The following is a 22,436-nucleotide window of genomic DNA, read 5'->3' as shown; positions in this document are numbered from 1 at the left end:
CAACGGCAACGGCAACGTCAAATGCGCGCTATCCGTGGGTTGGCGGGGTGGCTCCGGTTGCGCGGGACGCTGCAAGTCCCCCTCCAGGGCCCGGCCCAGCCGCTGGCGGCTGTGCGTTCGGGCGCTTGCGAAGCAGTGCTTCGCAAGCAAAGCGCCCTCACCCACGTAAGCTCGGTCGCCGCTTGCTCGTGTGCGCTGTCCTGCGCACACGGCAAGACCGGGGTTGGGCCTCCTGCCCAACCCGCCCGAGGCATGCCTCGGGCCCATGCGGCTCACGCCCCCTCAACCGGACCCACCCCACCTTCGACAGTTTCCCGCGATCTGTCGGAATGACATGGCTTGCTTCTGGTGGGTGTCGACCTTGGTCGACACGGTAGATCCACACCATGCGTGGATGAAGGCGCGCGTTATGATTGGAGGAATTGGAAGGACTGAGGTCAGAACAGCTGGCCCTGCACCGTCGGTTCTTCGATCGCTGTCGATGGCGCTTCGATCACGCCTTCCGCACCCAGCCGCCAGGCCAGGCCACCCAATCGGCTGGCGTGGCGTTTCAACGCAGCCTGCAGCACATCAGCGCTGCCCGCAACATGCAGGACCTGGCGGGCGCGGGTCAGGCCGGTGTAGACCAGTTCGCGCGACAGCACGCGGCTGTCCTGGCGCGGCAGCTGCAACCACACTTCATCGAACTCAGAGCCCTGTGCCTTGTGCACGGTCATCGCAAAGGCGCTTTCGTGCGCAGGTAGCGCGGCCGGATGGAAGGCGCGCGGCTGGTCGACGCTGTCGCCAGGGAACCAGGCCACCATCGCACCACTGCCATCGCGCAGGCAGATGCCGATATCGCCGTTGAACAGGCGGTGCCGATAGCTGTTCTCGATGACCAGCAGCAGGCGACCCTGGAAGTAGCCCGGGGTGTTGCCGGCCAGCAGCTGTTCGATGCGGCTGTTGAGGCCGCGCGCACCCTGCGGGCCTTCGCGCAGCGCGGTCAGCACGCGCAGGCGCCCGGCCTGCTGCAGGGCATGTACCGGGTCGGCAGCCTCAGCCAGTGCGCGCCAGTGGCCCAGCAGGTGCTCGCGCTGGCCTCGCAGTGGATCGGCTTCGCCTTCGTGGAAATGCACGCCGGCCAGTTCACCACTGCGCAGCAGCTGCAGCGCGGTGCTGCTGTCGCCCTCGCGCACGGCATGGGCCAGCGGTGCCAGGTCCAGCGCATTGCTCTGCCGGTAGCCGCGCTGCAACTGTACGCGACGCCCGGCGAAGGCGCGTGGTGCCGCCTGCGGCTGCAGCGTGGCCGGAAGCAGCAGATCATGCAGTGCCTGCGCGTCATCGGCACGGGTACCGATGCCATCACCGCTGGCACGCAGGATCGCGCTGAGCACGTCGCCGGCTTCGACCGACGGCAGCTGGTCGGGATCGCCAAGCAGGATCAGCCGGGTGCCGCTGGCGATCGCGTCGACCAGCTTGGCCATCATCGGCAGATCGATCATCGAGGCTTCGTCAACCACGACCACATCCACAGGCAACGGATTGTCGGCGTGGTGGCGGAAGCGCGGTGAATCGGGAATCACCCCGAGCAGGCGATGCAGGGTCGTGCCGGTACTGGGCAGCGCCGTGCACAGCGCCGTGTCCAGTCCTTGTTCCTGCAGGCGTTGCACGGCGACGCGCAGGCTCTCGGCCATGCGCTCGGCGGCGCGCCCGGTGGGCGCGGCCAGCGCCACCTCGGGCAGCGGCTGGCCGGCGTGCCGGGCCTGCGCCGCCAGCAGCAGCAACAGCCGCGCGATGGTGGTGGTCTTGCCGGTGCCCGGGCCACCGGTGACCAGCGCCAGCGGGTGGCGCAGGGTCACGCCGGCGGCGCGTGCCTGGTGGTCCTCGCTGCCCGATGCCTGCGGGAACAGCTGCGCGAACAACGGCGCCAAACCGGCCATGTCCGGGGCCGGCAGCGGATGCCGGCCGATGCGCTGCAGCCCAGCCGCCAACTGACGCTCGTACTCGCGGTAACGGCGCAGGTAGAGCAGGCCGTTTTCCAGCACCAGCGGTGCATCCGCGGCGATGGCATCGGCCTGCTCCGGCGTTGCGACCCACGGCGATGCGCGCAGCTGTGCCAGCCAGTCCTGTGCGGCGGGCCACTCGGACACACCCTCCAGCAACCGCTGCGGTTGTGCCGGATCGAACGCGGCATGGCCCTGCGACACCGCCAGCGACGCAAGCGCCGCCGCCAGCGCCACACTCTCAGGCGTGTCGTCGCGCAGCCGCTGCAGACTGGTCGCCAACGCGTGGTCGAGGGTGCGTAGCTGGCCCTTCTGGTGCAGTTCCTTCAGCAGGCTCATGCGCTGGCTCCACGCGCACGCGCGGCCAGTTCGGCCTGGGCCTGTTCGCCACCGGCGAACAGCGCGTCGAGCGCATCCACCAGCGCCAGCGGGAAACGGTCCACATGCACGCCATTGCCGGCCCGGTCCAAGCCGCGGCAGAACAGGTAGCGGATGCCTCCCATGTCACGCTCGTAGTCGTAGGCCGCGCCCAGCCGGAAGCGCAGCCAGCGGTGCAGGGCCACGGTGTAGATCAACGCCTGCAGGTCGTACTCGCTGTGGCGCATGGCAATGGCCAGCAGGTCCGGGCTGTAGCCGGGCAACCGGTTGGACTTGTAGTCGAGCACGTACCAGCGCCCGTCGCGCACATAGGTCAGGTCGATCATGCCGGTCATCAGCCCTTCCAGCCGACGGCGCTGGCCGAAGCCGCGACGCGTACTGGAGACCCCATGTGCATGCAGCACCTGCAGCAGCGCCGGCACCGTAGTCGGCTCGATGGCGAAATGGAAGTCGATTTCCGCGCGACGCTCGCCCTCGCCCAGGCTGTGCAGCGCGCCGCCTTCGGGTAGCGGCACGGTGAGCGTGTGGCCGACCAGCGGCACCAGCACCGCCACGCCATCGTCCAGATCGACGTCGGCATAGCCTTCGTCGTGCAGTGCCTTGCGCAGCACCTCGGCCTGGCCCTCTGGGGCTTCCAGGCCCGGCTGCCAGTCAGCCCAGGCAGCGAAGTCGACGTTCTCCATCGCTTCGTGCAGCACGTTGCCGAAGCGACTGCCCATGAAGCGCGGGTCGATCGGTGTGCTGTCCTCGGCCGCCGCAGCGGGTTCCGGCAGCGCTGGCTCCAGCGGCAGTTCCGGGCCCGCGGGTTCGTCGGCGGCGGGCGCCGGCAGCTCGGTGGCGGCGGCTTCAATATCACTGCCAGCGCCCGCATCGGCATGCGCCAGCTGGGTGAAGCTGTACACCCACCAGTCGTGCGGTACGCGCCGGGTCAGGGCACGCACCGCCGGAAGGTCACCTTCCACTTCGGCCGCCAGCTGCGGCAGCGCGGGCGCTGTCTCGCTGTCATCGATGTGCACATCGGCGTGCGCGCGCAGCGCCTGCAGGTCACCCAGCAGCGGCGCCAGCCGCGTCCTGCCGAGCCCGGCCAGATCACCCACGGCGATCCACAGCGCATGCTCGGCACGGGTCAGTCCCACATACAGCAGGCGCGCATCCTCGGCGCGCTGCTCGCGCTCACGTTGGCTGCTGGCCGCTTCCCAGGCCTCGTCCTTGTCCAGCTTCCAGTGCAGCTGCCGCTCGCCGCCGACGTGCACGGTGCAGTGCGAGGCGGTGTTCGGTGCGCCGCCGTCGATGCCGACGAAGGGCAGGAACACCAGCGGATACTCCAGGCCCTTGCTCTTGTGCAGGGTGATGATCTGTACGCGCCGCGCATCCGATTCCAGGCGCAGCAGCTGCTGCTCGTCATCCTGGTCGGCGCTGGCCATCTGTCCCTGCAGCCAGTCCAGCAGGCCGTGCATGCCGAGCGCCTGCGCCGAGGCTTCCTGCAGCAGTTCGCCCAGCTGCAGGTAGTTGGTCAGGCGGCGCTCGCCGTCGATCAGCGCCAGCAGGCGTTCACCCTGCGCGGCACAGACATCGGCGATCACCGCGAACGGACCACCGCGCTGCCAGCGCTCGCGCCAGTGCAGCAGCTGCGCCTGGAACCCCCGTTGCAGGTCGCCCTCGCGTTCCATCGCCGCGATCGCGCTAGCCCGCTGACCCAGCAATACCGTGGCCAGCGCTGCACGCAGGCGGCCTTCGTCGGCCGGTTGCAGCAGTGCCAACAGCAGCGCACGCAGATCACGCGCTTCGGGGGTGGAGAACAGGCTCTGCTTGCCAGCTGCCACCGCGGGAATGCCGACCGCGGCCAGCGCCCGTTGCACCAGCGTGGCCTCGCGGTGCGAGCGCACCAGCACCGCGATATCACCGGGCTGCACCGGGTGCCCACGCAACACGGCGTTACCGGCCCGCGCATCGACCAGGATCTGGTGAATCGCGGCCACGCAGGCCTGGGTCGCTGCCTCACGCGAGGCGTCCGCACTCATCGCCTTGTTACCGCCACTGCGCAGCACGCGCAGGGTGAGTGCCGTGGCGGCATGGCCATCACGCTGGTAGTCCTCGTCGATGCGCACGCCACCGGGCCGCACCGGCTCGAACTGGATGTCGCGCTCGAGGAAGGCGTCTTCGCCACCGTTGTCGTACAGCGCCTGCAACGCACGCAGCACAGCCGGTCGCGAGCGGAAGTTCTGGTCCAGCACCGGCGCCTGCTGCGCCACCTGCTTGGCCTTCAGATAGGTGTGGATGTCACCGCCGCGGAAACCGTAGATCGCCTGCTTGGGGTCGCCGATCAGGAACAGCGCCGGCGCCAGCCCGAGTTCGCGCACCTCCGGCGAATTGCCGAACACGGTGTGGAAGATGCCCCACTGGCGATCATCGGTGTCCTGGAACTCATCGACCAGCGCGATGCGGTACTGCGCACGCAGTTGCTTGACCAGCATCAGCCGCTGCGGGCCTTCCAGGGCAAGCGCTACGCCATCGATCAGATCGTCGTAGGTCTGTACCCGGCGCGTGCGCTTCAGCGCCTGCAGGCGTTGCATGGCTTCGCCGCGAAGCGCGTGCAGGAAATTCAGCGCTGTAGCACGCAACCAGGCGTCGCGTTCGGCCAGCAGCGCGACATAGCGCGCCAACGGTGCCTGCAATGGCGACGACGGCGTGCGATCGGGGAATTTCTTGTTGGTCTTGTCGGCCAGGACCTCCGGCAGCAGTGCCGGCAGGCGCTCGCTGACCAGCAGCTCGCGCGGGTCGCCGCGCCCGGCCCAGGCCAGCAGCTGCCGGCCCAGCGGGTGCAGCCAGCCCAGCTTGTAGGACACCCCGTTGATCCACTTGTTGTCGACCGCATCGCAGAGGTCGATGAAGAACTGCTCGCCATGTTCGCGCACGCTTGCGGACAGTGCCTCGGCCGCGCTCTGCAGCGCCGGGTGTGGATCAGCCAGCGTCAGCGGCTGTGGCAACGGGTGCAGTGGCGGCGTGCCCAGCAGCGCGCGCAGATCGGCAGCCAGCGCGTCCGGGTTGGACCACAGCCAGGTCAGCGGTTCCAATGTGGCCGGATCATTGGCATGCACGCGCCACAGATCAGCGGCCAGCTCCTCCAGCAGTTCGCGATCGCTGGCCAGCAGTTCCGGCGGATCAAAAGTGTGGCCGCTTTCCAGCGCATGCTCGCGCAGCACGCGGGTGCAGAAGCCGTGGATGGTGAAGATTGACGCCAGATCGATCTCGTCGGCAGCCACCTGCAGGCGGCGTTTCAATGCGGCGGCGCTCTCGTAGCCGCCCTGCAGATGGCGCTGCAGCACGTCGCGGGTCAATCGCACGTCCGGTGCTTCACCCTCGGCCGGCTCCAGATCGACCAGGCGTGCGGCCAGTGCCAGGCGCTCGCGGATGCGCTTGCGCAGTTCCTGGGTGGCGGCGTCGGTGAAGGTCACCGCCAGGATCTGGCCGATACGCAGGCCCTGCTCCACCACCAGTCGGGTGAACAACGTGGCCAGGGTGAAGGTCTTGCCGGTGCCTGCGCTGGCCTCGATGAGGCGGATGCCGTCCAGCGGCAGGGCCAGATAGGGATCGCCCGCCAGACGCTGGGTTTCCTGATCGGCGATGGCGGTGTTCATGCACTGCCCTCCTGGCGTGCATCGGCGCCAAGCGTGCGGCCTTCGCGCACCGCGCTGAAGACCACCTGGCTGTTGCGCAGCAGGTCGGCATAGCTGGCGTCGGTGGCAAACGGGTCGGCACCGCGCAACAGCAGCTGCCAGGCGTCGCTGCTGGATTCGCCCCAGCTGCGGTCGCTGCCATGCCACTGCCTCCAGCCTTCGCTGCGCTGTTTTTCTGCCGGCGCGTTGTACAGCACCCAGCCGGTGTACGGGGCAAAGCGCAGCGGCTCACGCAGGCCGCGCTGGCGCAATTGCAGCAGCGCACGCAGCGCGTCGCGTGCAGCGGGGGCGCTCAGTGCTGGCAGCACATGCGGGCCGGGACCGGCGTCACCGCCATCGTGGAACTGCACCAGCGGCAACGCATCGCCGGCGGCGTTGGCCAGCAGCCAGTCCAGGCCCTGGCGGATCACTGCATTGCCATTGAGCGTGCCGGCGCGCAGGCGCACCAGCCCTCCGGGATGCCGATCAGCCACGCGGCCGTGCAGGCGTACGCCGTCGATGTCCACTTCATAGCGACGGCTTTCCAGCGGTTCGCCCTGCATCCAGCCCAGCAGCGCACTGGCGTAGGGGCGGGTCTTCAATTGCTCGACCTCGAACTGACGCTCGCCCAATGGACCCGAGGGCAGCAGGCCGCGTGCGCGCAGGCGCGGATACAGCGGCTCGGTATCGCCGCTGAGCGTGGCGCGCACCACGGCCGCCTGCACGCTGCGCTTTTCCGGGCCGCGCGACGACAGCACCAGCGGTTCCAGGTCATCGACTTCCTCAACATCGTCGGCCAGGCGCAGGCCCAGCGACTGTGCGAGGAACTGCCCGGCCGGGTCGCACAGGAAACGGCGCAGGGTATCGAGCGCGACCTCGTCCTCCACTGCGTCATCGAGCGGCGACGGCAGCGGTGCGTCGAACCAGGGCTGCAGTCCACCGCGCTGGCCGGTGAGGCGACCGGCCGCCGGATGCCACTGGCGGCGATAGCTGAAGCGGCGTGGATCGCCGTCACCGAACGCGGCTGGCGAGAACGGCTGCAGGGCATGACGCACGGTGAAGTCACGGACCGCCGCAGGCGGATCGAGGTGATACGCGGCGGCGGCATCGATCAGTTCACTGACCAGCACCGACGGCTCGCGCACGCTGCCATCGCGCGGATCGGCACCCAGGTAGCTGAGGTAGAACACCTCCTGCGCGGCAACGAACAGCTGCAGGAACAGGAAGCGGTCATCCTCGCGGGTGGAGCGGTCGCCCGGACGGCGGCGCGGCGTGTCCAGCTCGGCGGTGAGCTGGTTGAGACCGGCCGCCGGGTCGCGGCGCGGGAAATCGCCATCATTGAGACCGAGCACGCAGATCACCCGGAACGGCAGCAGGCGCATCGGCACCATGCGGCCGAAGCTGATGCCACCGGTCAGCAGCGGTGCTCGCGTATCTGCCTCGCCCAGCGCCCCGGCGAAGTGCGAACGCACCACCTCCGGCGGCACGCCGTCTTCGAAACCGGCCTTGGCGGCATCGTCGGCAAACTGGTTGAGCAGCTTGCGCAGCCGCTCCAGCGCGCGCTGGCTGTTGGGCGAGGTGGGCGCGTTCGGCAGCAGTGCATCCAGCAGCGACAGCAGGCGCTGTCGCCACTGCGCCGGGGTCAGCAGTTCGCCCAGGCGGCGCTGGTAGATGGCCAGCACGCGCAGCAGGCGCAGCAGCCGGTCCAGCGCGTCCAACGCGCCGCCTTCCAGTTCGATCCACGGCGCCACGCCGGCCAGGTCGGCCTCGCTGCCGGTGGCATGGCCGAGCACCAGGCGGTCCAGTGCGAACTGCCAGGTGTAGGCGTCGTCGGCCGGTGCCTGGTGCTGATGGCGGTGTTTCGCGTCCAGGCCCCAGCGTGCGCCGGCTTGTTGCAGCCAGCCATGCAGGCGGTCGAAGTCCACCGCTTCCAGCCCGGCCGCTTCGGCCAGCGGTGCACTGGCCAGCAGGTCCAGCACTTCATTCAAGCCGAAGCGCGAGACCGGCAGGCCCAGCAGGTGCACGAACACATCGGCCAGCGGTTCACCGGCCAGCGGGCTGCTGTCGGCCAGCGCATACGGAATGTGCTCGTCCTCGCCGCCGCGACCACCGAACACCGCTTCCAGGTACGGCACATAGGGATCGATGTCCGGCGCCAGCACCGCGATCTCGCGCGCCTGCAGCGGCGGGTCGAAGCGCGGGTCCTGCAGCAGGCTGCGCAGCTGGTCATGCAGTACCTGCAGCTCGCGCAGGCGGGTGTGGCAGGCGTGTACCTGCAGGCTGGGGTCGTCGCTGCGCAGGCCGTCGCGCAGCTCGCCCGAGGGCAGTGCGCGGCGGTGGAACAGGTCACGTTGCAGGCGATGCAGCAGGCTGTCGGACAGACCGCCTTCGTCCAGGGTCGGCCGGGTGTCCTCCTCCGGATCGGAATAGGCGGCGATCTCGCCGGCCGGATGCACCACCTCGTAGCTGCCCAGTACCGCCATGAAGTCGCGGCCCGCCGCGCCCCAGGCTTCCAGCAGGCGGTTCTCGCCGGCCGCTTCACCGAAGGGGTCGGGTGCGCCGCTGCGCAGGCGCTCGGCCAGTGTCTGCAGATCGCCCCAGTACGACTGCACCGGAGTGGGCATATAGAAGTGCAGCTCGCCCACCCGTGCCTGGGTAGCCATCACCCGCAGCACGTCGGGCGAGATGTTGAGCGTCGCAAACGCAGACATGCGCGGTGGCAAGCCCTGTGGCAGCGGCTTACCGGCACCCTCGAAGCGGTCCAGGTATTCCTGGATACGGCGGGCGCGGTAGTCGTGGCCACGGGTGATGGTGCGCCACAGGATCGCCTGCGGGTCGGCCGGATCGGCGCCGGCGGCCCAGCGCAGCAGCCAGTCGCGGCGCCAGGCCTGGTACTTCTCGAACACCGAGGCCAGCTCGCCAGCCAGCGCCCACGGCTTCAATGCGTCATCGCCGGCAAGATAGGACTGCAGCGCGCGCATCGGTGGCTGCGCCAGCAACGCCGGGTCGCGCAGGGCCTGGTACAGCTTCCAGTGCAGGCCAGCCGCGTCCAGATCGTCCTGCTCGCCGCTGACGTTGGCCTTCAGCGCGCGGGCCACGAACTCGCCCGGGGTGAGGAATTCGAGGTTGGCGGCGACGCCGAATTCCGCGGCCAGTGTCGCTTGCAGCCAGCGCCGCATTGCCACCTGCGGGATCAGCACCACTTCCGGTGCCAGCAGCGGCTGGCCCGGTACCGGCGCACGCACGTTGCGTGCCAGCAGCGCGGCCAGCACGTCCAGGGAGTTGGAATGGTAGAGGCGGAAATCGCTGCCTGGGTCACTCATCATGCACAGTGTGCAGGACGGCAGGCAGTATTCAATGCTTGGCTCGCCAACGGTACGGATTGTTCCGGGACGCCGGCCGATTGTCCCGGCCTCTGCCAGGGCGTGTCGTGCAACAATACTGCACCGTCCAGTCTGCTTATGTTCAGCCGGCGGGCCCGATCCTTCGATGTCTAAAAAACGTTAATGGTGCCCATGTCGGCTTCCGCCTCCAGTCTGGTGCAGTTATCCAACGTCCGCATCGACCGGAGCGGGCGCACGATCCTGCGCGACGTGTCGCTGCAGGTGCCCAAGGGCAGCATCACCGCTGTGCTCGGTCCGTCCGGCAGCGGCAAGTCGACCCTGCTGGCGGCGCTGACCGGCGAACTGCGCCCGGTCGCCGGCGAGGTCACCCTGTTCGGCAAGCCGATTCCGCACGACAGCGGCGCGCTGCTGGAAATGCGCAAGAGCGTGGGCGTGCTGCTGCAGGGCAACGGCCTGCTGACCGACCTCACCGTGGCCGAGAACGTCGCCCTGCCGCTGCGCACGCACACCCGTCTGCCGACCGCCGTGCTGCGCCGCCTGGTGCAGATGAAGCTGCATGCGGTGGGCCTGCTGGCCGCCGCCGATGCCTGGCCGCGCGAGCTGTCCGGTGGCATGGCGCGCCGCGTGGCGCTGGCCCGTGCACTGGCGCTGGACCCGCCGCTGATGATCTACGACGAGCCGCTGACCGGGCTGGACCCGATCGCCTCGGGGGTGATCATGAGCCTGATCCAGCGCCTCAACCACAGCCTGGGCCTGACCAGCATCATCGTCAGCCACCACGTGCACGAGACCCTGCCGATCTGCGACCAGGTGATCGCGATCGCCAATGGCGGCATCGTGTTCCAGGGCACGCCCGAGGCGCTGCAGTCCAGCCAGGACCCGCTGCTGCGGCAGTTCCTGCACGGCCAGCCCGATGGCCCGATTCCGTTCGATGCCGCACCACGCGCGAGGGTTGCCTGATGCCGTTCGTCCAAGCCACCCGCTCGCTTGGCCGCGCCGGCCTGTTCTCGCTGACCGTGCTGCGCGGTTCGCTGCCCACGCGTGATTTCCTGGCCGAGCTGACCCGCGAGATCTACAAGATCGGTGCGCGCTCGCTGCCGATCATCGCCGTCGGCGGTGCCTTTGTCGGCCTGGTGCTGACCCTGCAGGGCTATCGCACGCTGACCACCTTCGGTGCGGCCGACGCACTGTCGACCCTGCTCGGGCTGTCGCTGTACCGCGAGCTGGCACCGGTGCTGACCGCGCTGCTGTTCATCGGCCGCGCCGGCAGCTCGATCGCCGCCGAACTGGGGCTGATGCGTGCCACCGACCAGATCAAGGCGCTGGAGCTGATGGCGATCGACCCGGTGGCCAAGGCGGTGGCGCCGCGCTTCTGGGCGGCGGTGCTGACCGTGCCGCTGCTGACCGGCATCTTCTGCTCGCTGGCGATCAGCGCCAGCTACTTCGAAGCCGTGCACGTGCTGGGCCTGGACAACGGCGTGTTCTGGTCGGCGCTGCGCAACAGCGTGGACTTCTGGGACGACTTCGGCGTGGCGATGCTGAAGTCGGCGATCTTCGGCGGCACTGCCGCGCTGGTCGCCGCCTACGTTGGTTTCCACGCCGAGCCGACCATTGAAGGCACTTCGGTGGCGACCACCCGTGCGGTAGTCAATGCCTCGCTGCTGGTACTGATGTTCAACTTCGTGCTGTCGGCAATGTTGTTCACCTAACCCCTCCACCGGCGGTGCGCAGGCGCGCGCGGCCACAACGACTCGATCAGGTAATCCACATGGCCATCCGCGGTCCCAGACTCGAATTCTCCGTCGGCGCTTTCCTGCTGCTGGCCCTGGCCTCGCTGATGGTGCTGGCCGTGGCCTCGACCAACCAGCGCTGGAGCTGGGGCAGCGAAGGCTACGACCTGAAGGCACGCTTCTCCCAGGTCGGCCAGCTGCGCAAGCAGGCGCCGGTGAAGATTGGTGGCGTCACCGTCGGCCAGGTCGCCTCGATCGACCTGGACCCGGTGAAGTTCGAATCGATCGTGACCCTGCGCATGGACAGCAAGGTCAAGGACCTGCCGGCAGACACCTCGGCCGGCATCTTCACCAGTGGTTTGCTCGGCGAGAGCTATATCGGTCTGCAGCCGGGCGGTGATCCGGACGTGCTGAAGGCCGGCGACGAGATCGTCTTCACCCAGCCGGCAGTGGACCTGATCCAGCTGGTCGGCAAGTACATGTTCAGTGGCGGTGCCGGTGGCGGCGCTGCTCAGAAGCCCAACGATGGCGCGCAGGCGCCTGCAACGGAACCGCAACCATGAAGATGAAACTCATCCCGGCCCTGCTCGCCTCGGCGCTGCTGGCAGCCACCCCGTTCCTGGCCCAGGCGCAGGCCGCCGCACCTGCCGCTGCCGCAACGCAGAGCCAGGCCGGCAAGGTGGTGATCGATGCCAGCAGCCGCATCCTGTCCACGCTGCAGCAGCGCAAGAGCGAGTTCACCAGCAACCCGGCCAGCCTGCGCAGCTACATCGACAGCGAGCTGACCCGCACCTTCGACCGCGACTACGCCGCGCGCCTGGTGCTGGGCCCGCACGCCCGCGGTGCCTCCGACGCCGACATCAAGCTGTTCGCCGATGCCATGGCCGACAGCCTGATGCAGCGCTACGGCTCGACCCTGCTCAACATCCAGGGCAAGCCGAGCTTCCGCCTGAAGGGTGAGAGCCCGCTGCCGGGCAACCGCGGCGTGCGCGTGAGCACCGAGCTGGTCCGCGCCGGCAACGAACCGACCCCGGTCGAGTACTGGATGCGCAACGTGAACGGCCAGTGGAAGATCTTCGACGTCAACATCGAAGGCATCTCCTACGTGCAGACCTTCCGCAATCAGTTCGACACCCCGCTGCGCCAGAAGGGCATCAAGCAGGTGGCCAACGAACTGCACAGCGGCAGCATGCAGGCCGGGCCCGCGGGCAATGGCAAGTAACGCACTGGCGCTGCTGGAAGGCGACACCCTGCGCCTGCGCGGGGTGCTCGACCGTGCCGCGGTGATCGCACTGTGGCCACAGCTGCAGGCCCTGCCGGCGAAGCTGTCACGGCTGGAGCTGGGTGAGGTCGAACGCGTGGACAGCGCCGGCCTGGCGCTGCTGGCCGAGCTGGCCGCACGTGCGCGCAAGAGCGGTCACCCGCTGGCAGTCTCCGGCGCACCGGCCGGCTACAACGAGCTGAGCGCGGCCTACCGGCTGTCGCCCGACCTGGATTTCAACGCTACTTCTGCTGCGAGCTGACATGAACGTCGTACGCGCTGTCCCCCTGATCGTCCTGGCCACCGCCCTGAGCGCCTGCGCCGGCAAGCCCGCACGCAGCGATGCACCGGCGGCCAGCACCGTGGTTCCGGCCAGCTCGGCCGCCGAGGCCCCCGCCACCGCCGATACCGGCATGGCCGAGGCGGCACCGGTGACGCCGGTGGCCGCTCCGCCGGCCGCCGCTGCATCCGCACCCGCCTCCCCGGCGACCAGTGCCGATGCGGACGCGGCGAACACCGCCACCGCAACCGCACCCGGCGGTGACGACGACTTCGATGCCCTCTATGGCGGTGCCGGCAACACCGGCAGCATGGCGGCCTACGATCCGTGGGAACCGTTCAACCGCAAGGTGCACACGTTCAACAACGCGGTCGACCGCGGTATCGCCCGTCCACTGGCCACCGCCTATACCCACGTGGTGCCACGCTTCGCCCGCACTGGCGTCAGCAACTTCTTCAGCAACCTGCGTGCACCGGTGACCATCACCAACCAGCTGCTGCAGGGCCGTGGTGCCGATGCCTGGGATACGCTGGGCCGCTTCCTGATGAACAGCACGCTGGGTATCGGCGGCCTGTTCGATCCGGCCAGCAAGGCGATGGTTCCCAACCGCAAGGAAGACTTCGGCCAGACCCTGGGCGCTTGGGGCTGGCGTCGTTCGCGCTACGTGGAACTGCCGTTCTTCGGCCCGCGTACCGTGCGCGATGTGTTCGGCCTGGCCGGTGACATTCCGCTGTCGCCGATCCGCAACATCGAGGAGGACAAGGTCCGCATCGGCCTGCAGGGCCTCCAGCTGGTCGATACGCGCGCGCAGTTGCTGGCGGTGGATGACCTGCGCGACTCGGCCGTGGATGAGTACGCCCTGGTGCGCGATGCCTGGCTGCAACGCCGCAATTACCAGATCGAGAACGATCTGCGCGGCAAGCGCGAGCGTGGCCAGGATGATCCCAATTCGCCGATCCCGGTCGACGCCATGCCGATGCCGCAGTGGGGCAATTGAGCGGCAGCCAGGCATGATCGAAAAACCCCGCCGCGGCGGGGTTTTTCTTTTGTGGCCTTGTCGGGACCAGGACCCGTTCCCATGGGACGGGATTCGACCCCCGGCCCATCAGGCGGCCAGCGCCGCCTCGATGGCTTCGCGCAGGCGCGCGTCGTCGGCCGCCACATCCGGGGCGAAGCGGGCGATGACCTTGCCATCACGGCCAACCAGGAACTTCTCGAAGTTCCACAGCACCGCCGGTGCCGGATGGATCGGGATCTCCTTGCTGGCCAGACGCTCACGCAGCGGGCCTTCGCCGATCGACTGCGGCTGGGCAGCGGTCAGCTGCTGGTACAGCGGGTGGGCGTCGTCACCGGCCACGCTGATCTTGGAGAACATCGGGAAGCTGACGTCGTAGGTGAGCTGGCAGAACTGCTGGATTTCCGCCTCGCTGCCCGGCTCCTGGCCGAGGAAGTTGTTGGCAGGGAAGCCCAGCACTTCCAGGCCCTGTGCCTGCTTTTCCGCATACAGCGCCTGCAGGCCTTCGTACTGCGGGGTCAGGCCACACTTGGAGGCGACGTTGACCAGCAGCAGCACCTTGCCCTGGTAGTCGGCAAGCGAGGACGGCTGGCCGTCGATGGTGGTGAGGGAAATATCCTGGATCGAGGTGCTCACGCGGGGGCTCCGGCAACAGCGGGGAATGGCCCACCAGCATAGCGCCGCGCGCGCTGTTGTAGAGCCGAGCCCACGCTCGGCTCATCGGCGAGGCAGCCGAGCATGGGCTCGGCTCTACAGGACATCCTCAATCCACGCAGATCGTGCCCTGCGCCTTTCCATCCTCGATGCGCTGGCGGCAGCCGAAATTCTGGCGCACGTCGCGCTGGCAGGTACCGGTGGCGGCACTGCCAGCGGCCACCTCGGCACCGGTCAGGCACTGGCCGGTGCAGTCACTCCTGCGGCTGCAGGCCTTGCCGGCGTCTACATAGGGAATCACGCACTGCTCACGCTGCAGCCGGCCAAGCCGCTGCAGGGTGCCACCCGCTGCCTGGCAGTCGACGTCGCGCGCTTCGCGATACGCCTCGGCCGCTTCGGGGCTGATGGCTGCGGCGGGTGCCGCCACCATATCGGCGGCCGGTGGTGCACTGCTGCAGGCGGCAAGCAGCACGGTCAGGACAAGGCTGGTGAAGCGGCGCAGGCGCATGACGATACCTGATCGAGGCGGACAGGCCGCCAGCATACGCATCGGCGATGCAGGCGGCGTGTCAGCGTGGCTCAGGCCTCGTCGCCGTCGCCTTCACTGCCTTCGTCCTCGCCCGCCGCATCACCCTCGGCCAGATCGCCGAGCAGCGACTGCGCCTGTTCGGACGCCAGCGACTCCACGCCCCGCAGGCGCCGTTCGATGGTGCGGGTCTTGCGGCTGGCCTCGCCGATGCTGCGACCCACCGTGGTGATCTGCTTCTCGGCCTTTTCCAGGATGCCGGCGAACTTGCCGAACTCGCTCTTCACCGCACCCAGCAGGCTCCACACCTCGCTGGAACGCTGCTCGATGGCCAGCGTGCGGAAGCCCATCTGCAGGCTGTTGAGCAGCGCGGTGACCGTGGTCGGGCCGGCCACCACCACGCGGTGCTCGCGCTGCAGCAGGTCGACCAGGCCGGGGCGCCGGATCACCTCGGCATACAGGCCTTCAGTAGGCAGGAACATCACCGCGAAATCGGTGGTGTGCGGCGGTGCGATGTACTTGTCGCAGATCGACTTGGCCTGCACGCGTACCGCGCGCTCCAGCTGGATACCCTGCAGCCGCACGCCCTCGGCGTCGCCCTGTTCCTGCGCATCCAGCAACCGCTCGTAGTCCTCGCGCGGGAACTTGGAGTCGATCGGCAGCCACACCGGCGTGTCATCGCTGCTGCGACCCGGCAGGCGCACGGCGATATCGACCATCTCGCCACTCTCCGGGCGCACCTTCACCCCGCGCGCGTATTGCTCCTGGGTGAGCGTCTGCTCGAGGATGTTCTCCAGCTGTACTTCGCCCCAGCTGCCGCGGTTCTTGACGTTGGTCAGCACGCGCTTGAGGTCGCCCACGCCGGTGGCCAGCTGCTGCATTTCGCCGAGGCCACGCTGCACCTGTTCCAGGCGCTCGGAGACCAGCTTGAAGGAATTGCCCAGCCGCGTTTCCAGCGTCGACTGCAGCTTCTCGTCCACGGTGTGGCGCATCTGCTCCAGCTTCTGTGCGTTGTCGTTCTGCAGCGCGCGCAGCTGTTCTTCAAGCGTCGTGCGCATCTCGGCGATGCGCTGCTCGTTGCGCTGCGTCAGTTCCTGCAGGCGCAGGCCCAGGTTCTCAGTCAGGCGCTGCTGCGACTGCGCGCCCTCCTCGCGGCCCTTGCGTGCATCGTCCACCAGGGTCTGCCGCAGCGCGCCAAGCTGGGTATCGGTACGCCCGGTGAGTTCCTGCAGCTGCTGGCCAAACGCATGGATGCGGGCTTCCTGCTGCTGGCCGAAGGTTTCCAGCTGGCCGCGCAGTTCCTGCAGGCGCTGTCCCATCAACGCCGCGCCCCGCTGCTGGCTCTCGGCCGCTTCGGCGCGCGCCTTTCGGGCATCTTCGCCCAGCGCTTCGCGCAGCAGGTCCAGGCGCTGGTCGGTGCGGGTGGACAGATCGGTCAGCGCGCGGGCGAAGCCATCGAGCTGTTCGCGCAGCTCGCTGCGCCCGGCGCGCGCCTCCTCGCGCACCGCCTGTTCCAGGCGGTCATGCGGCGGGCGGCGCAGCAGGGCGACCAGCTGCAGGATGAGCACGGCCAATAGAAGGCCGCCAATAAGCAGATATTCGGTTTGCATGGGGCAAGTGTAGGCTGGCCGAGTCTCAACTGCTGCGTCAGGACCATGCTCACCCTGTACGGAAAGGCGACCTCGATCAACGTCCGCAAGGCACTGTGGCTGGGCGCCGTGCTGGATCTCCCGCTCCACCACGAACCGGCGCCATCGTCGGCGCTGCTGGCCACGCTGAACCCGAACCGGCAGGTCCCGGTGCTGCGCGATGGCGACTTCGTGCTGTGGGAATCCAACAGCATCTGCCGCTACCTGGCCACGCGCGCCGGACGCGAGGACCTGCTGCCCGCCGCGGCGCAGGCCCGTGCACGGGTGGAGCAATGGATGGACTGGCAGGCCAGCGACCTCAACAGCGCATGGCGCCATGTGTTCATGGCGCGCGTGCGCCAGCATCCGGACTATCCGGATGACGCCCGTGCCGAGGCCAGCCTTGCGCAGTGGAACCGGCTGATGGCGATGCTGGATGCGCAGCTGGCGCGCCACGCATACGTGGCCGGCGCTGACTTCACTCTGGCCGACATCGTGCTGGGGCTTTCCACGCAGCGCTGGCGCAGCACGCCGGGCGGGAAGCCGGTGCTGGCGAATGTCGATGCGTGGTTCGAGCGGCTGCGGCGGCAGCCGGGGTTTGCTGCGCACGTCGACAACGGTGTTGCCTGAGGGGTGGGGTCTTTTTGCAGGGCTTGCAGCCCTGCACCTGCAGAAGCCGAAGCCAGAGCAACAGCAGAAGCGGGCTATCCGTGGGATGGCGGGGTGGGTCCGGTTACGGGGGACGCTGCAAGTACGTCCCTGTAAGCTCGGTCGCCGCATCCATGCGGCTCACGCCCCCGCAACCGGACCCACCCCGCCTTCGACAGTTTCCCGCTGCTGATGGTGGGTGCCGACCGTTGGTCGGCACGGGTTCGGATCTGGTAGGTGTCGACCTTGGTCGACACACGAGTGAAGCGACCGGCTTTTGCTCTTTTTTTTCTTTTCCGTGGCTGGACGCGCACGGAAATTGTCAGAGGTCGGGGGGGGGGGGGGGGGGGGGGGGGGGGGGGGGGGGGGGGGGGGGGGGGTGGGGCGGGGGGGGCGGGGGGGGGGGGGGGGCGCGAGCCGCGCCCCCCCCCGGGTGGGTTGCGCGGGGGTGTCGGCCGCATGGATGCGGCTGACAAGCCTCCATGGACGGATTCACGGCGTCCCCCGCGCAACCCACCCGCCCGACCAAGCGCAGGGTTTTGCATTCCGCGACCAGCCACGAGGGGCTCAGCCGTTGGCCTGGATCCTTACCAGCCTTCCAGCACGATCTTGCCCTTGGCGCGGTGGCTCTCCAGCACTGCGTGAGCGCGCCGCAGGTTGGCCGCGTCGATGCGCCCGAAATGCTCGCCCAGCGTGGTCTGCAGCACGCCCGTGTCGATCAGCTCGGCCACCCGGTTCAACAGGTCGTGCTGGCGCTGCATGTCGGCGGTCTTGTACAGCGGCCGGGTGAACATCGATTCCCAGTGCAGGGAGAGTGCCTTGCGCTTGAGCGCCATCACATCGACCTGGCCGGGATCATCAATCAGCCCCAGCTGGCCCTGCGGCGCCAGCAATTCCACGATCTGCGCGTAGTGCTGGTCGGAGTGGGTCAGGCTGGCCACGTGCTGCACCTCGCTGATGCCCAACCGCACCAGTCCCTCGGCCAGCGGCAGGCTATGGTCGATCACGTGGTGTGCGCCCATTGCGTACGCCCAGTCCTGGGTATCCGGACGCGAGGCGGTGCCGATCACGGTCAGCCTGGTCAGCTTCCGCGCCAGCTGCACCAGGATCGAACCAACGCCACCGGCAGCACCGATCACCAGCAGGGTCTGGCCTTCGCCGCCGCCCTCGGGGATGCGCAGGCGGTCGAACAGCAGTTCCCAGGCGGTGATCGCGGTCAGTGGCAGCGCGGCGGCGGCGGCGTCATCCAGACTGGCCGGCTTGCGGCCGACGCTGCGTTCGTCCACCAGCTGGTACTCGGCATTGCTGCCCGGGCGATCGATGACACCGGCGTAGTAGACCGCATCGCCAGGCTGGAACAGCGTCACCTCGCTGCCGACCGCGTCGACGATGCCGACCGCATCCCAGCCCAGCACGCGCGGGCCATCGGTGGCCACGCCGCGGCGGACCTTGGTGTCGACCGGGTTCACCGCCACCGCGCGTACCGCCACGCGCAGGTCACGCGGGCCGGGCTGCGGCAGCGCCAGTTCGATGTCGATCAGGGCCCGGGCATCATCGATCGGCAGGCCGGCGTGGGTGTAGGCAATGGCGCGCATGGCAGCGGTCCAGTGGGAAAGGAGGCGACAGGTTGCGCCGCGCGCGCTCCCGCAGAAAGGCGCAGAATCGGGCAGCACTTTCACTCTGGCAATGAAGATGATCCGCTTCGACGACCTGCAGCTGTTCGTCCGCACCGCCGCGCTGGGCAGCTTCTCGCAGGCCGCCCGCGAAGCCGATCTGCTGCCCGGCCAGGTCGCCGCGGCAGTGGCGCGGCTGGAACGCGAGCTGGACCTGCGCCTGTTCGTGCGCACCACCCGCAGCCTGCGCCTGACCGGCGAGGGCGCGCTGTACCTGCCGTACGCGCAGGAGGTGCTGGCCACCCTGCGCGAGGGCCAGGCGCGCGTGCAGGGCGAGGACACCGAGCTGCACGGCACGCTGCAGTTGTCGGCGCCCTCGGACCTCGGCCGCAACCTGCTGCTGCCCTGGCTGAGCGCCTTCCGCGCTGCGCACCCGCGGCTGCGCCTGCACCTGCGCCTGTCCGACGAAGTGGCCGATGTGTTCCGCGACCCGGTCGACGTGGCCATCCGCATCGGCCACTTCGACGACGCCAACTACGTCGCCCTGCCTCTGCTGGAAGGCAACCGGCGCGTACTCGCGGCCTCGCCCGACTACCTGCAGCGGCGTGGCACGCCCACCTGCCTGGAGGATCTGCGTGAGCACGATTGCCTGGTCTACCAGCTCAGTGGCCGCGCCTACGATCGCTGGTCATTCGAGGTCGACGGGCGCCGCAGCGTGATTCCGGTGCGCGGTCCGCTGGTCTGCGACGACGCTGATGTAGTGCGACGCTGGGCCGTGGCCGGCGAAGGCATCACTTACAAGTCCTGGCTGGACCTGCGCGAGGACGTGCTGGCCGGGCGCCTGCAGCTGCTGCTGGACGGTGTTGGCAGCAGCATCCCGCTGCAGCTGGTATGCCCGCACCGCAAGCAGTTCTCGCCGGCCGTGCGACAACTGCACGCGCAGCTGCGCCAGCACCTGCAACCGCTGCTGTCTGGCATGCCCACTGGCATCACCCGCCCCCTGTCGCCAACGACGGCACTGGCCGACAATGGCGGCCCCCCGTAACAAGAGAACGCCGCCATGCCGTGGATGGGCATCCAGGACCTGTGGACGTTTCTGGTCGCTGTGCTGGTGTTTCTCGCCCTGCCCGGCCCTGGCACCTTCACCCTGCTGACCGCCACCGGCCGTGGCGGCGTGCGTGGCGGCTACACCGCACTGGCCGGCCTGCTGGTCGGCGATCAGATCCTGATGTGGCTGGCGCTGGCCGGCGTGGCGGCGCTGCTCAAGGCCAACCCGCTGGTGTTCCACGCCGTTCAGTACCTGGGTGCGGCCTACCTGGTGTGGGTCGGCATCAGCCTGCTGCGCACGCCGAAACACGAGGGTGGTGACGCCGGCCCGATCCGCATGCAGCCGGGCCGCTACTTCCAGCAGGCGATCCTGGTCAGCCTGCTCAACCCGAAGGCGATCCTGTTCTACATGGCCTTCCTGCCGCTGTTCATCGATCCGAAGGCACACCAGGGCATCGCGACCTTCGCCGCGCTGGCCGGCATCATCCTGGTGGTCAGCATCGCCTACTGCTCGATGCTGATCGGCGTGGGCAACCTGGCCCGTCGCCGCTTGATCCAGCACCCGCGCATCAGCGATGCGCTGCGCCGCGTGGCCGGCCTGTTCCTGGTGGGGTTCGGTATCCGGTTGGGGCTGAATGGATGAAGGCCTGGCTGGCAACCGCGGTCGCACTGCTGCTCGCCGGCACCGCCTCTGGCGCCACCGTGCAGGACCATCGGTGCCTGACCGGCGGTCGCAATGACAGCATCCACCTGGAATGGCGCTGGCTGGCGGACGGCCAGTCCGACGTGCGCTACGCCGGCCATCGCGAGCGACTGCCGCTGCGCCGGGTTTCGCTGGAAACCACGGTGCTGGCCGAGGATCGTCCCTACCAGCTCGACAGCATCTGGGAAGAGCACGTCGATGGCCGCCTCAACGGTCGCTACCTGCTGAGCACGCAGGGTGCCCTGGTGCTGGATCTGCGCTACGAACGCGCCCGCGACGGCCGCAGCACCAGCTTCCACGATGACCCCGAAGCCTGGCAGGAAGACGGCTGCCACTGGCCCAGCGCTCCCTGAGACAGCACGGGCCGACGGCCCTTTGTGCCGATTCCGGCAGCCTGGCCAGGGCGCAGCGCGCGCCCCGCCATGCATGACCCCCGTCAGTGGTAATGCTGCGCTGCGTTCGGTCACACTCGGGAACTTGTCGTTCTTAGTCACCCCTTCCGAGGCCTGCATGTCCCTGTTCCGGCGCAAGTCCCTAGATTCCGTCACCGTCCACGAAGCCGGCAGGCGTCTGATCCCGACGCTCAGCTGGCCGCACCTGATCGCGCTGGGCATCGGCGCCATCGTCGGTACCGGCATCTACACGCTGATCGGCGTCGGTGCCAACCTGGCCGGCCCGGCCGTGCTGATCTCCTTCGCCATCGCCGGTGCGGTGTGCGCCTGCGCGGCGCTGTCCTACGCCGAGCTGTCGACGATGATGCCCGCCGCCGGCAGTGCCTACACCTACAGCTACAGCGCGCTGGGCGAAGTGTTTGCCTGGGTGGTGGGCTGGAGCCTGATCCTGGAGTACTCGCTGGTGGTGAGTACGGTGGCGGTGGGCTGGTCCGGCTACTTCGTCGGCTTCCTCGAATGGGTCCACACCCAGTTCGGCTGGAACGTGCACCTGCCGGCCTGGCTGGCGGCCGGACCGCACGTGGAAGGCGGCATGATCAACCTGCCGGCGATCATCATCACCTGGCTGGTGGCCGGCATGCTGATGGCCGGCACCAAGGAAAGCGCCACCCTCAACGCCATCCTGGTGGTGTTCAAGCTGATCGCGCTGGCCATCTTCGTGGCCGTGGCGCTGCCCGCGTTCGACAGCGCCAACCTGCAGCCGTTCATGCCGTATGGCTTTGCCAAGTCGATGGGCCCTGATGGCGTCGAACACGGCGTAATGGCGGCAGCGGCGATCATCTTCTTCGCGTTCTATGGCTTCGATGCGATCTCCACCGCCGCCGAGGAAACCAAGAACCCGGGCCGCGACCTGTCGATCGGCATCATCGGTTCGATGATCGGCTGCACCATCGTCTACGTGCTGGTGGCGCTGGCCGCGGTGGGTGCGATGAGCTACGCGGTGTTCGGCCACAGCGCCGAGCCGCTGGCCCTGATCATGCGCCAGCTCGGCCATCCGACCGCCGCAATGGTGATCGGCGTGATCGCGATCATCGCGCTGCCGACCGTGCTGCTGGCCTTCCTGTACGGCCAGAGCCGCATCTTCTTCGTGATGAGCCGCGATGGCCTGCTGCCGCGTCGTCTGTCCAAGGTCAACGCACGTACCGGCACGCCGGTGGCGACCACGCTGTTCACTGCGTTGGTGGTGTCGGCACTGGCCGGCGTGGCCCGCCTGGACGAGATCGCCGCCCTGGCCAATGCCGGTACCCTGGCCGCCTTCACCGCAGTAGGTGTGTGCCTGGTGGTGCTGCGCCTGCGCGAACCGAACCGCGAACGTACCTTCCGTACGCCGCTGGCCTTCGTGGTCGGCCCGCTGGCCGCGCTGGGCTGCATCTACCTGTTCCTGAGCCTGCCGCACACCACCCAGTTGTATTTCCTGCTGTGGAACCTGGCCGGCCTGGTGCTGTACTTCCTGTACAGCCGCCGCCACGCGCTGATCGCGAAATAAACCGATCACCGGTAGCGCCGGGCCATGCCCGGC

General features: G+C 68.7%; 18 protein-coding genes. 11 read left to right on the top strand and 7 right to left on the bottom strand.

Features of this window, described 5'->3' with window-relative positions; genetic code table 11:
* Positions 1–437 precede the first annotated feature (437 nt).
* Genes recD through recC form a run of 3 tightly spaced genes read right to left on the bottom strand, consistent with a single transcriptional unit; the run spans position 438 to position 9,342 of the window.
* A complete protein-coding gene (recD, locus tag V3B46_RS11535) occupies positions 438–2,321 on the bottom strand; it encodes an exodeoxyribonuclease V subunit alpha (RefSeq protein ID WP_329891937.1) in 1,884 nt (627 codons plus the stop codon).
* Positions 2,318–5,998, bottom strand: a complete 3,681-nt coding sequence (recB, locus tag V3B46_RS11530; RefSeq protein ID WP_329891936.1) for an exodeoxyribonuclease V subunit beta — start codon at positions 5,996–5,998, stop codon at positions 2,318–2,320. The genes recD and recB overlap by 4 nt, the downstream gene beginning before the upstream one ends.
* Complete coding sequence (gene recC / locus V3B46_RS11525; protein ID WP_329891935.1) at positions 5,995–9,342, bottom strand: exodeoxyribonuclease V subunit gamma; 3,348 nt, start codon at positions 9,340–9,342, stop codon at positions 5,995–5,997. The genes recB and recC overlap by 4 nt, the downstream gene beginning before the upstream one ends.
* Positions 9,343–9,531: 189 nt before the next feature.
* Here recC and V3B46_RS11520 point away from each other — a divergent pair, with 189 nt between their 5' ends.
* The 6 genes from V3B46_RS11520 to V3B46_RS11495 are packed head-to-tail and all read left to right on the top strand — an operon-like array spanning position 9,532 to position 13,628.
* Positions 9,532–10,320 carry an ABC transporter ATP-binding protein gene (locus tag V3B46_RS11520; RefSeq protein WP_041864700.1) on the top strand — a complete coding sequence of 263 codons (789 nt, stop codon included), beginning with the start codon at positions 9,532–9,534 and terminating at the stop codon, positions 10,318–10,320.
* Entirely contained in the window at positions 10,320–11,069 is a 750-nt protein-coding gene (locus V3B46_RS11515) for an MlaE family lipid ABC transporter permease subunit (protein WP_005414955.1), read from the top strand. Before V3B46_RS11520 ends, V3B46_RS11515 begins: the two co-directional genes overlap by 1 nt.
* Positions 11,070–11,128: 59 nt before the next feature.
* On the top strand, positions 11,129–11,653 hold the full coding sequence (gene mlaD / locus V3B46_RS11510) for an outer membrane lipid asymmetry maintenance protein MlaD (protein WP_010487482.1): 525 nt from the start codon (positions 11,129–11,131) through the stop codon (positions 11,651–11,653).
* Positions 11,650–12,312, top strand: a complete 663-nt coding sequence (locus tag V3B46_RS11505; protein WP_010487479.1) for an MlaC/ttg2D family ABC transporter substrate-binding protein — start codon at positions 11,650–11,652, stop codon at positions 12,310–12,312. The genes mlaD and V3B46_RS11505 overlap by 4 nt, the downstream gene beginning before the upstream one ends.
* A complete protein-coding gene (locus V3B46_RS11500; RefSeq protein ID WP_032128488.1) occupies positions 12,302–12,613 on the top strand; it encodes an STAS domain-containing protein in 312 nt (103 codons plus the stop codon). The genes V3B46_RS11505 and V3B46_RS11500 overlap by 11 nt, the downstream gene beginning before the upstream one ends.
* Position 12,614: 1 nt before the next feature.
* The gene (locus V3B46_RS11495) at positions 12,615–13,628 is read left to right on the top strand and encodes an MlaA family lipoprotein (protein ID WP_164090510.1); all 1,014 of its coding nucleotides are present in this window, start codon (positions 12,615–12,617) and stop codon (positions 13,626–13,628) included.
* Between the two features lie 108 nt (positions 13,629–13,736).
* On the opposite strand, the gene V3B46_RS11490 is transcribed toward V3B46_RS11495, so the two are convergent.
* The 3 genes from V3B46_RS11490 to V3B46_RS11480 all read right to left on the bottom strand — a co-directional run bounded on the left by V3B46_RS11490 (position 13,737) and on the right by V3B46_RS11480 (position 16,436).
* Positions 13,737–14,282 carry a glutathione peroxidase gene (locus V3B46_RS11490; RefSeq protein ID WP_106469574.1) on the bottom strand — a complete coding sequence of 182 codons (546 nt, stop codon included), beginning with the start codon at positions 14,280–14,282 and terminating at the stop codon, positions 13,737–13,739.
* Positions 14,283–14,409: 127 nt separating this feature from the next.
* The gene (locus V3B46_RS11485; protein WP_329891934.1) at positions 14,410–14,808 is read right to left on the bottom strand and encodes a hypothetical protein; all 399 of its coding nucleotides are present in this window, start codon (positions 14,806–14,808) and stop codon (positions 14,410–14,412) included.
* A gap of 71 nt (positions 14,809–14,879) precedes the next feature.
* Complete coding sequence (locus V3B46_RS11480; RefSeq protein ID WP_329891933.1) at positions 14,880–16,436, bottom strand: DNA recombination protein RmuC; 1,557 nt, start codon at positions 16,434–16,436, stop codon at positions 14,880–14,882.
* A 45-nt stretch (positions 16,437–16,481) separates the two neighbouring features.
* On the opposite strand from V3B46_RS11480, the gene V3B46_RS11475 reads away from it, so the two are divergent.
* The gene (locus V3B46_RS11475) at positions 16,482–17,084 is read left to right on the top strand and encodes a glutathione S-transferase family protein (protein ID WP_329891932.1); all 603 of its coding nucleotides are present in this window, start codon (positions 16,482–16,484) and stop codon (positions 17,082–17,084) included.
* Between the two features lie 605 nt (positions 17,085–17,689).
* Here the strand turns inward: V3B46_RS11475 and V3B46_RS11470 are convergent.
* Entirely contained in the window at positions 17,690–18,697 is a 1,008-nt protein-coding gene (locus V3B46_RS11470; protein ID WP_329891931.1) for a zinc-binding alcohol dehydrogenase family protein, read from the bottom strand.
* 91 nt (positions 18,698–18,788) lie between these two features.
* Between V3B46_RS11470 and V3B46_RS11465 the strand changes: the two genes are divergently transcribed.
* The 4 genes from V3B46_RS11465 (at position 18,789) to V3B46_RS11450 (ending at position 22,403) form a co-directional block, all read left to right on the top strand.
* Positions 18,789–19,760, top strand: a complete 972-nt coding sequence (locus V3B46_RS11465; RefSeq protein WP_329891930.1) for a LysR family transcriptional regulator — start codon at positions 18,789–18,791, stop codon at positions 19,758–19,760.
* Between the two features lie 15 nt (positions 19,761–19,775).
* Positions 19,776–20,405, top strand: a complete 630-nt coding sequence (gene leuE, locus V3B46_RS11460) for a leucine efflux protein LeuE (protein ID WP_005411716.1) — start codon at positions 19,776–19,778, stop codon at positions 20,403–20,405.
* Positions 20,402–20,818 carry a hypothetical protein gene (locus tag V3B46_RS11455; protein WP_329891929.1) on the top strand — a complete coding sequence of 139 codons (417 nt, stop codon included), beginning with the start codon at positions 20,402–20,404 and terminating at the stop codon, positions 20,816–20,818. The genes leuE and V3B46_RS11455 overlap by 4 nt, the downstream gene beginning before the upstream one ends.
* 157 nt (positions 20,819–20,975) lie before the next feature.
* A complete protein-coding gene (locus V3B46_RS11450) occupies positions 20,976–22,403 on the top strand; it encodes an amino acid permease (RefSeq protein WP_106469583.1) in 1,428 nt (475 codons plus the stop codon).
* Positions 22,404–22,436: the final 33 nt, after the last annotated feature.

The sequence above is a fragment of the Stenotrophomonas sp. SMYL11 genome, from assembly GCF_036320005.1.
GTDB classification, from domain to species: domain Bacteria; phylum Pseudomonadota; class Gammaproteobacteria; order Xanthomonadales; family Xanthomonadaceae; genus Stenotrophomonas; species Stenotrophomonas maltophilia_A.
The sequence above is the reverse complement of the archived record's forward strand: the minus strand, read 5'-3'. Positions and strand labels throughout refer to the sequence as shown.

What these genes read in the sequence shown, in the direction of transcription:
- V3B46_RS11515 (WP_005414955.1), top strand. Translation starts at nt 10,320, where the DNA reads ATGCCGTTCGTCCAAGCCACCCGCTCGCTTGGCCGCGCCGGCCTGTTC.
- leuE (WP_005411716.1), top strand. Translation starts at nt 19,776, where the DNA reads ATGCCGTGGATGGGCATCCAGGACCTGTGGACGTTTCTGGTCGCTGTG.
- V3B46_RS11465 (WP_329891930.1), top strand. Translation starts at nt 18,789, where the DNA reads ATGAAGATGATCCGCTTCGACGACCTGCAGCTGTTCGTCCGCACCGCC.
- V3B46_RS11480 (WP_329891933.1), bottom strand. Translation starts at nt 16,436, where the DNA reads ATGCAAACCGAATATCTGCTTATTGGCGGCCTTCTATTGGCCGTGCTC.
- recB (WP_329891936.1), bottom strand. Translation starts at nt 5,998, where the DNA reads ATGAACACCGCCATCGCCGATCAGGAAACCCAGCGTCTGGCGGGCGAT.
- V3B46_RS11520 (WP_041864700.1), top strand. Translation starts at nt 9,532, where the DNA reads ATGTCGGCTTCCGCCTCCAGTCTGGTGCAGTTATCCAACGTCCGCATC.
- mlaD (WP_010487482.1), top strand. Translation starts at nt 11,129, where the DNA reads ATGGCCATCCGCGGTCCCAGACTCGAATTCTCCGTCGGCGCTTTCCTG.
- V3B46_RS11450 (WP_106469583.1), top strand. Translation starts at nt 20,976, where the DNA reads ATGTCCCTGTTCCGGCGCAAGTCCCTAGATTCCGTCACCGTCCACGAA.
- recC (WP_329891935.1), bottom strand. Translation starts at nt 9,342, where the DNA reads ATGATGAGTGACCCAGGCAGCGATTTCCGCCTCTACCATTCCAACTCC.
- V3B46_RS11505 (WP_010487479.1), top strand. Translation starts at nt 11,650, where the DNA reads ATGAAGATGAAACTCATCCCGGCCCTGCTCGCCTCGGCGCTGCTGGCA.
- V3B46_RS11455 (WP_329891929.1), top strand. Translation starts at nt 20,402, where the DNA reads ATGAAGGCCTGGCTGGCAACCGCGGTCGCACTGCTGCTCGCCGGCACC.
- V3B46_RS11500 (WP_032128488.1), top strand. Translation starts at nt 12,302, where the DNA reads ATGGCAAGTAACGCACTGGCGCTGCTGGAAGGCGACACCCTGCGCCTG.
- V3B46_RS11495 (WP_164090510.1), top strand. Translation starts at nt 12,615, where the DNA reads ATGAACGTCGTACGCGCTGTCCCCCTGATCGTCCTGGCCACCGCCCTG.
- recD (WP_329891937.1), bottom strand. Translation starts at nt 2,321, where the DNA reads ATGAGCCTGCTGAAGGAACTGCACCAGAAGGGCCAGCTACGCACCCTC.
- V3B46_RS11470 (WP_329891931.1), bottom strand. Translation starts at nt 18,697, where the DNA reads ATGCGCGCCATTGCCTACACCCACGCCGGCCTGCCGATCGATGATGCC.
- V3B46_RS11475 (WP_329891932.1), top strand. Translation starts at nt 16,482, where the DNA reads ATGCTCACCCTGTACGGAAAGGCGACCTCGATCAACGTCCGCAAGGCA.
- V3B46_RS11485 (WP_329891934.1), bottom strand. Translation starts at nt 14,808, where the DNA reads ATGCGCCTGCGCCGCTTCACCAGCCTTGTCCTGACCGTGCTGCTTGCC.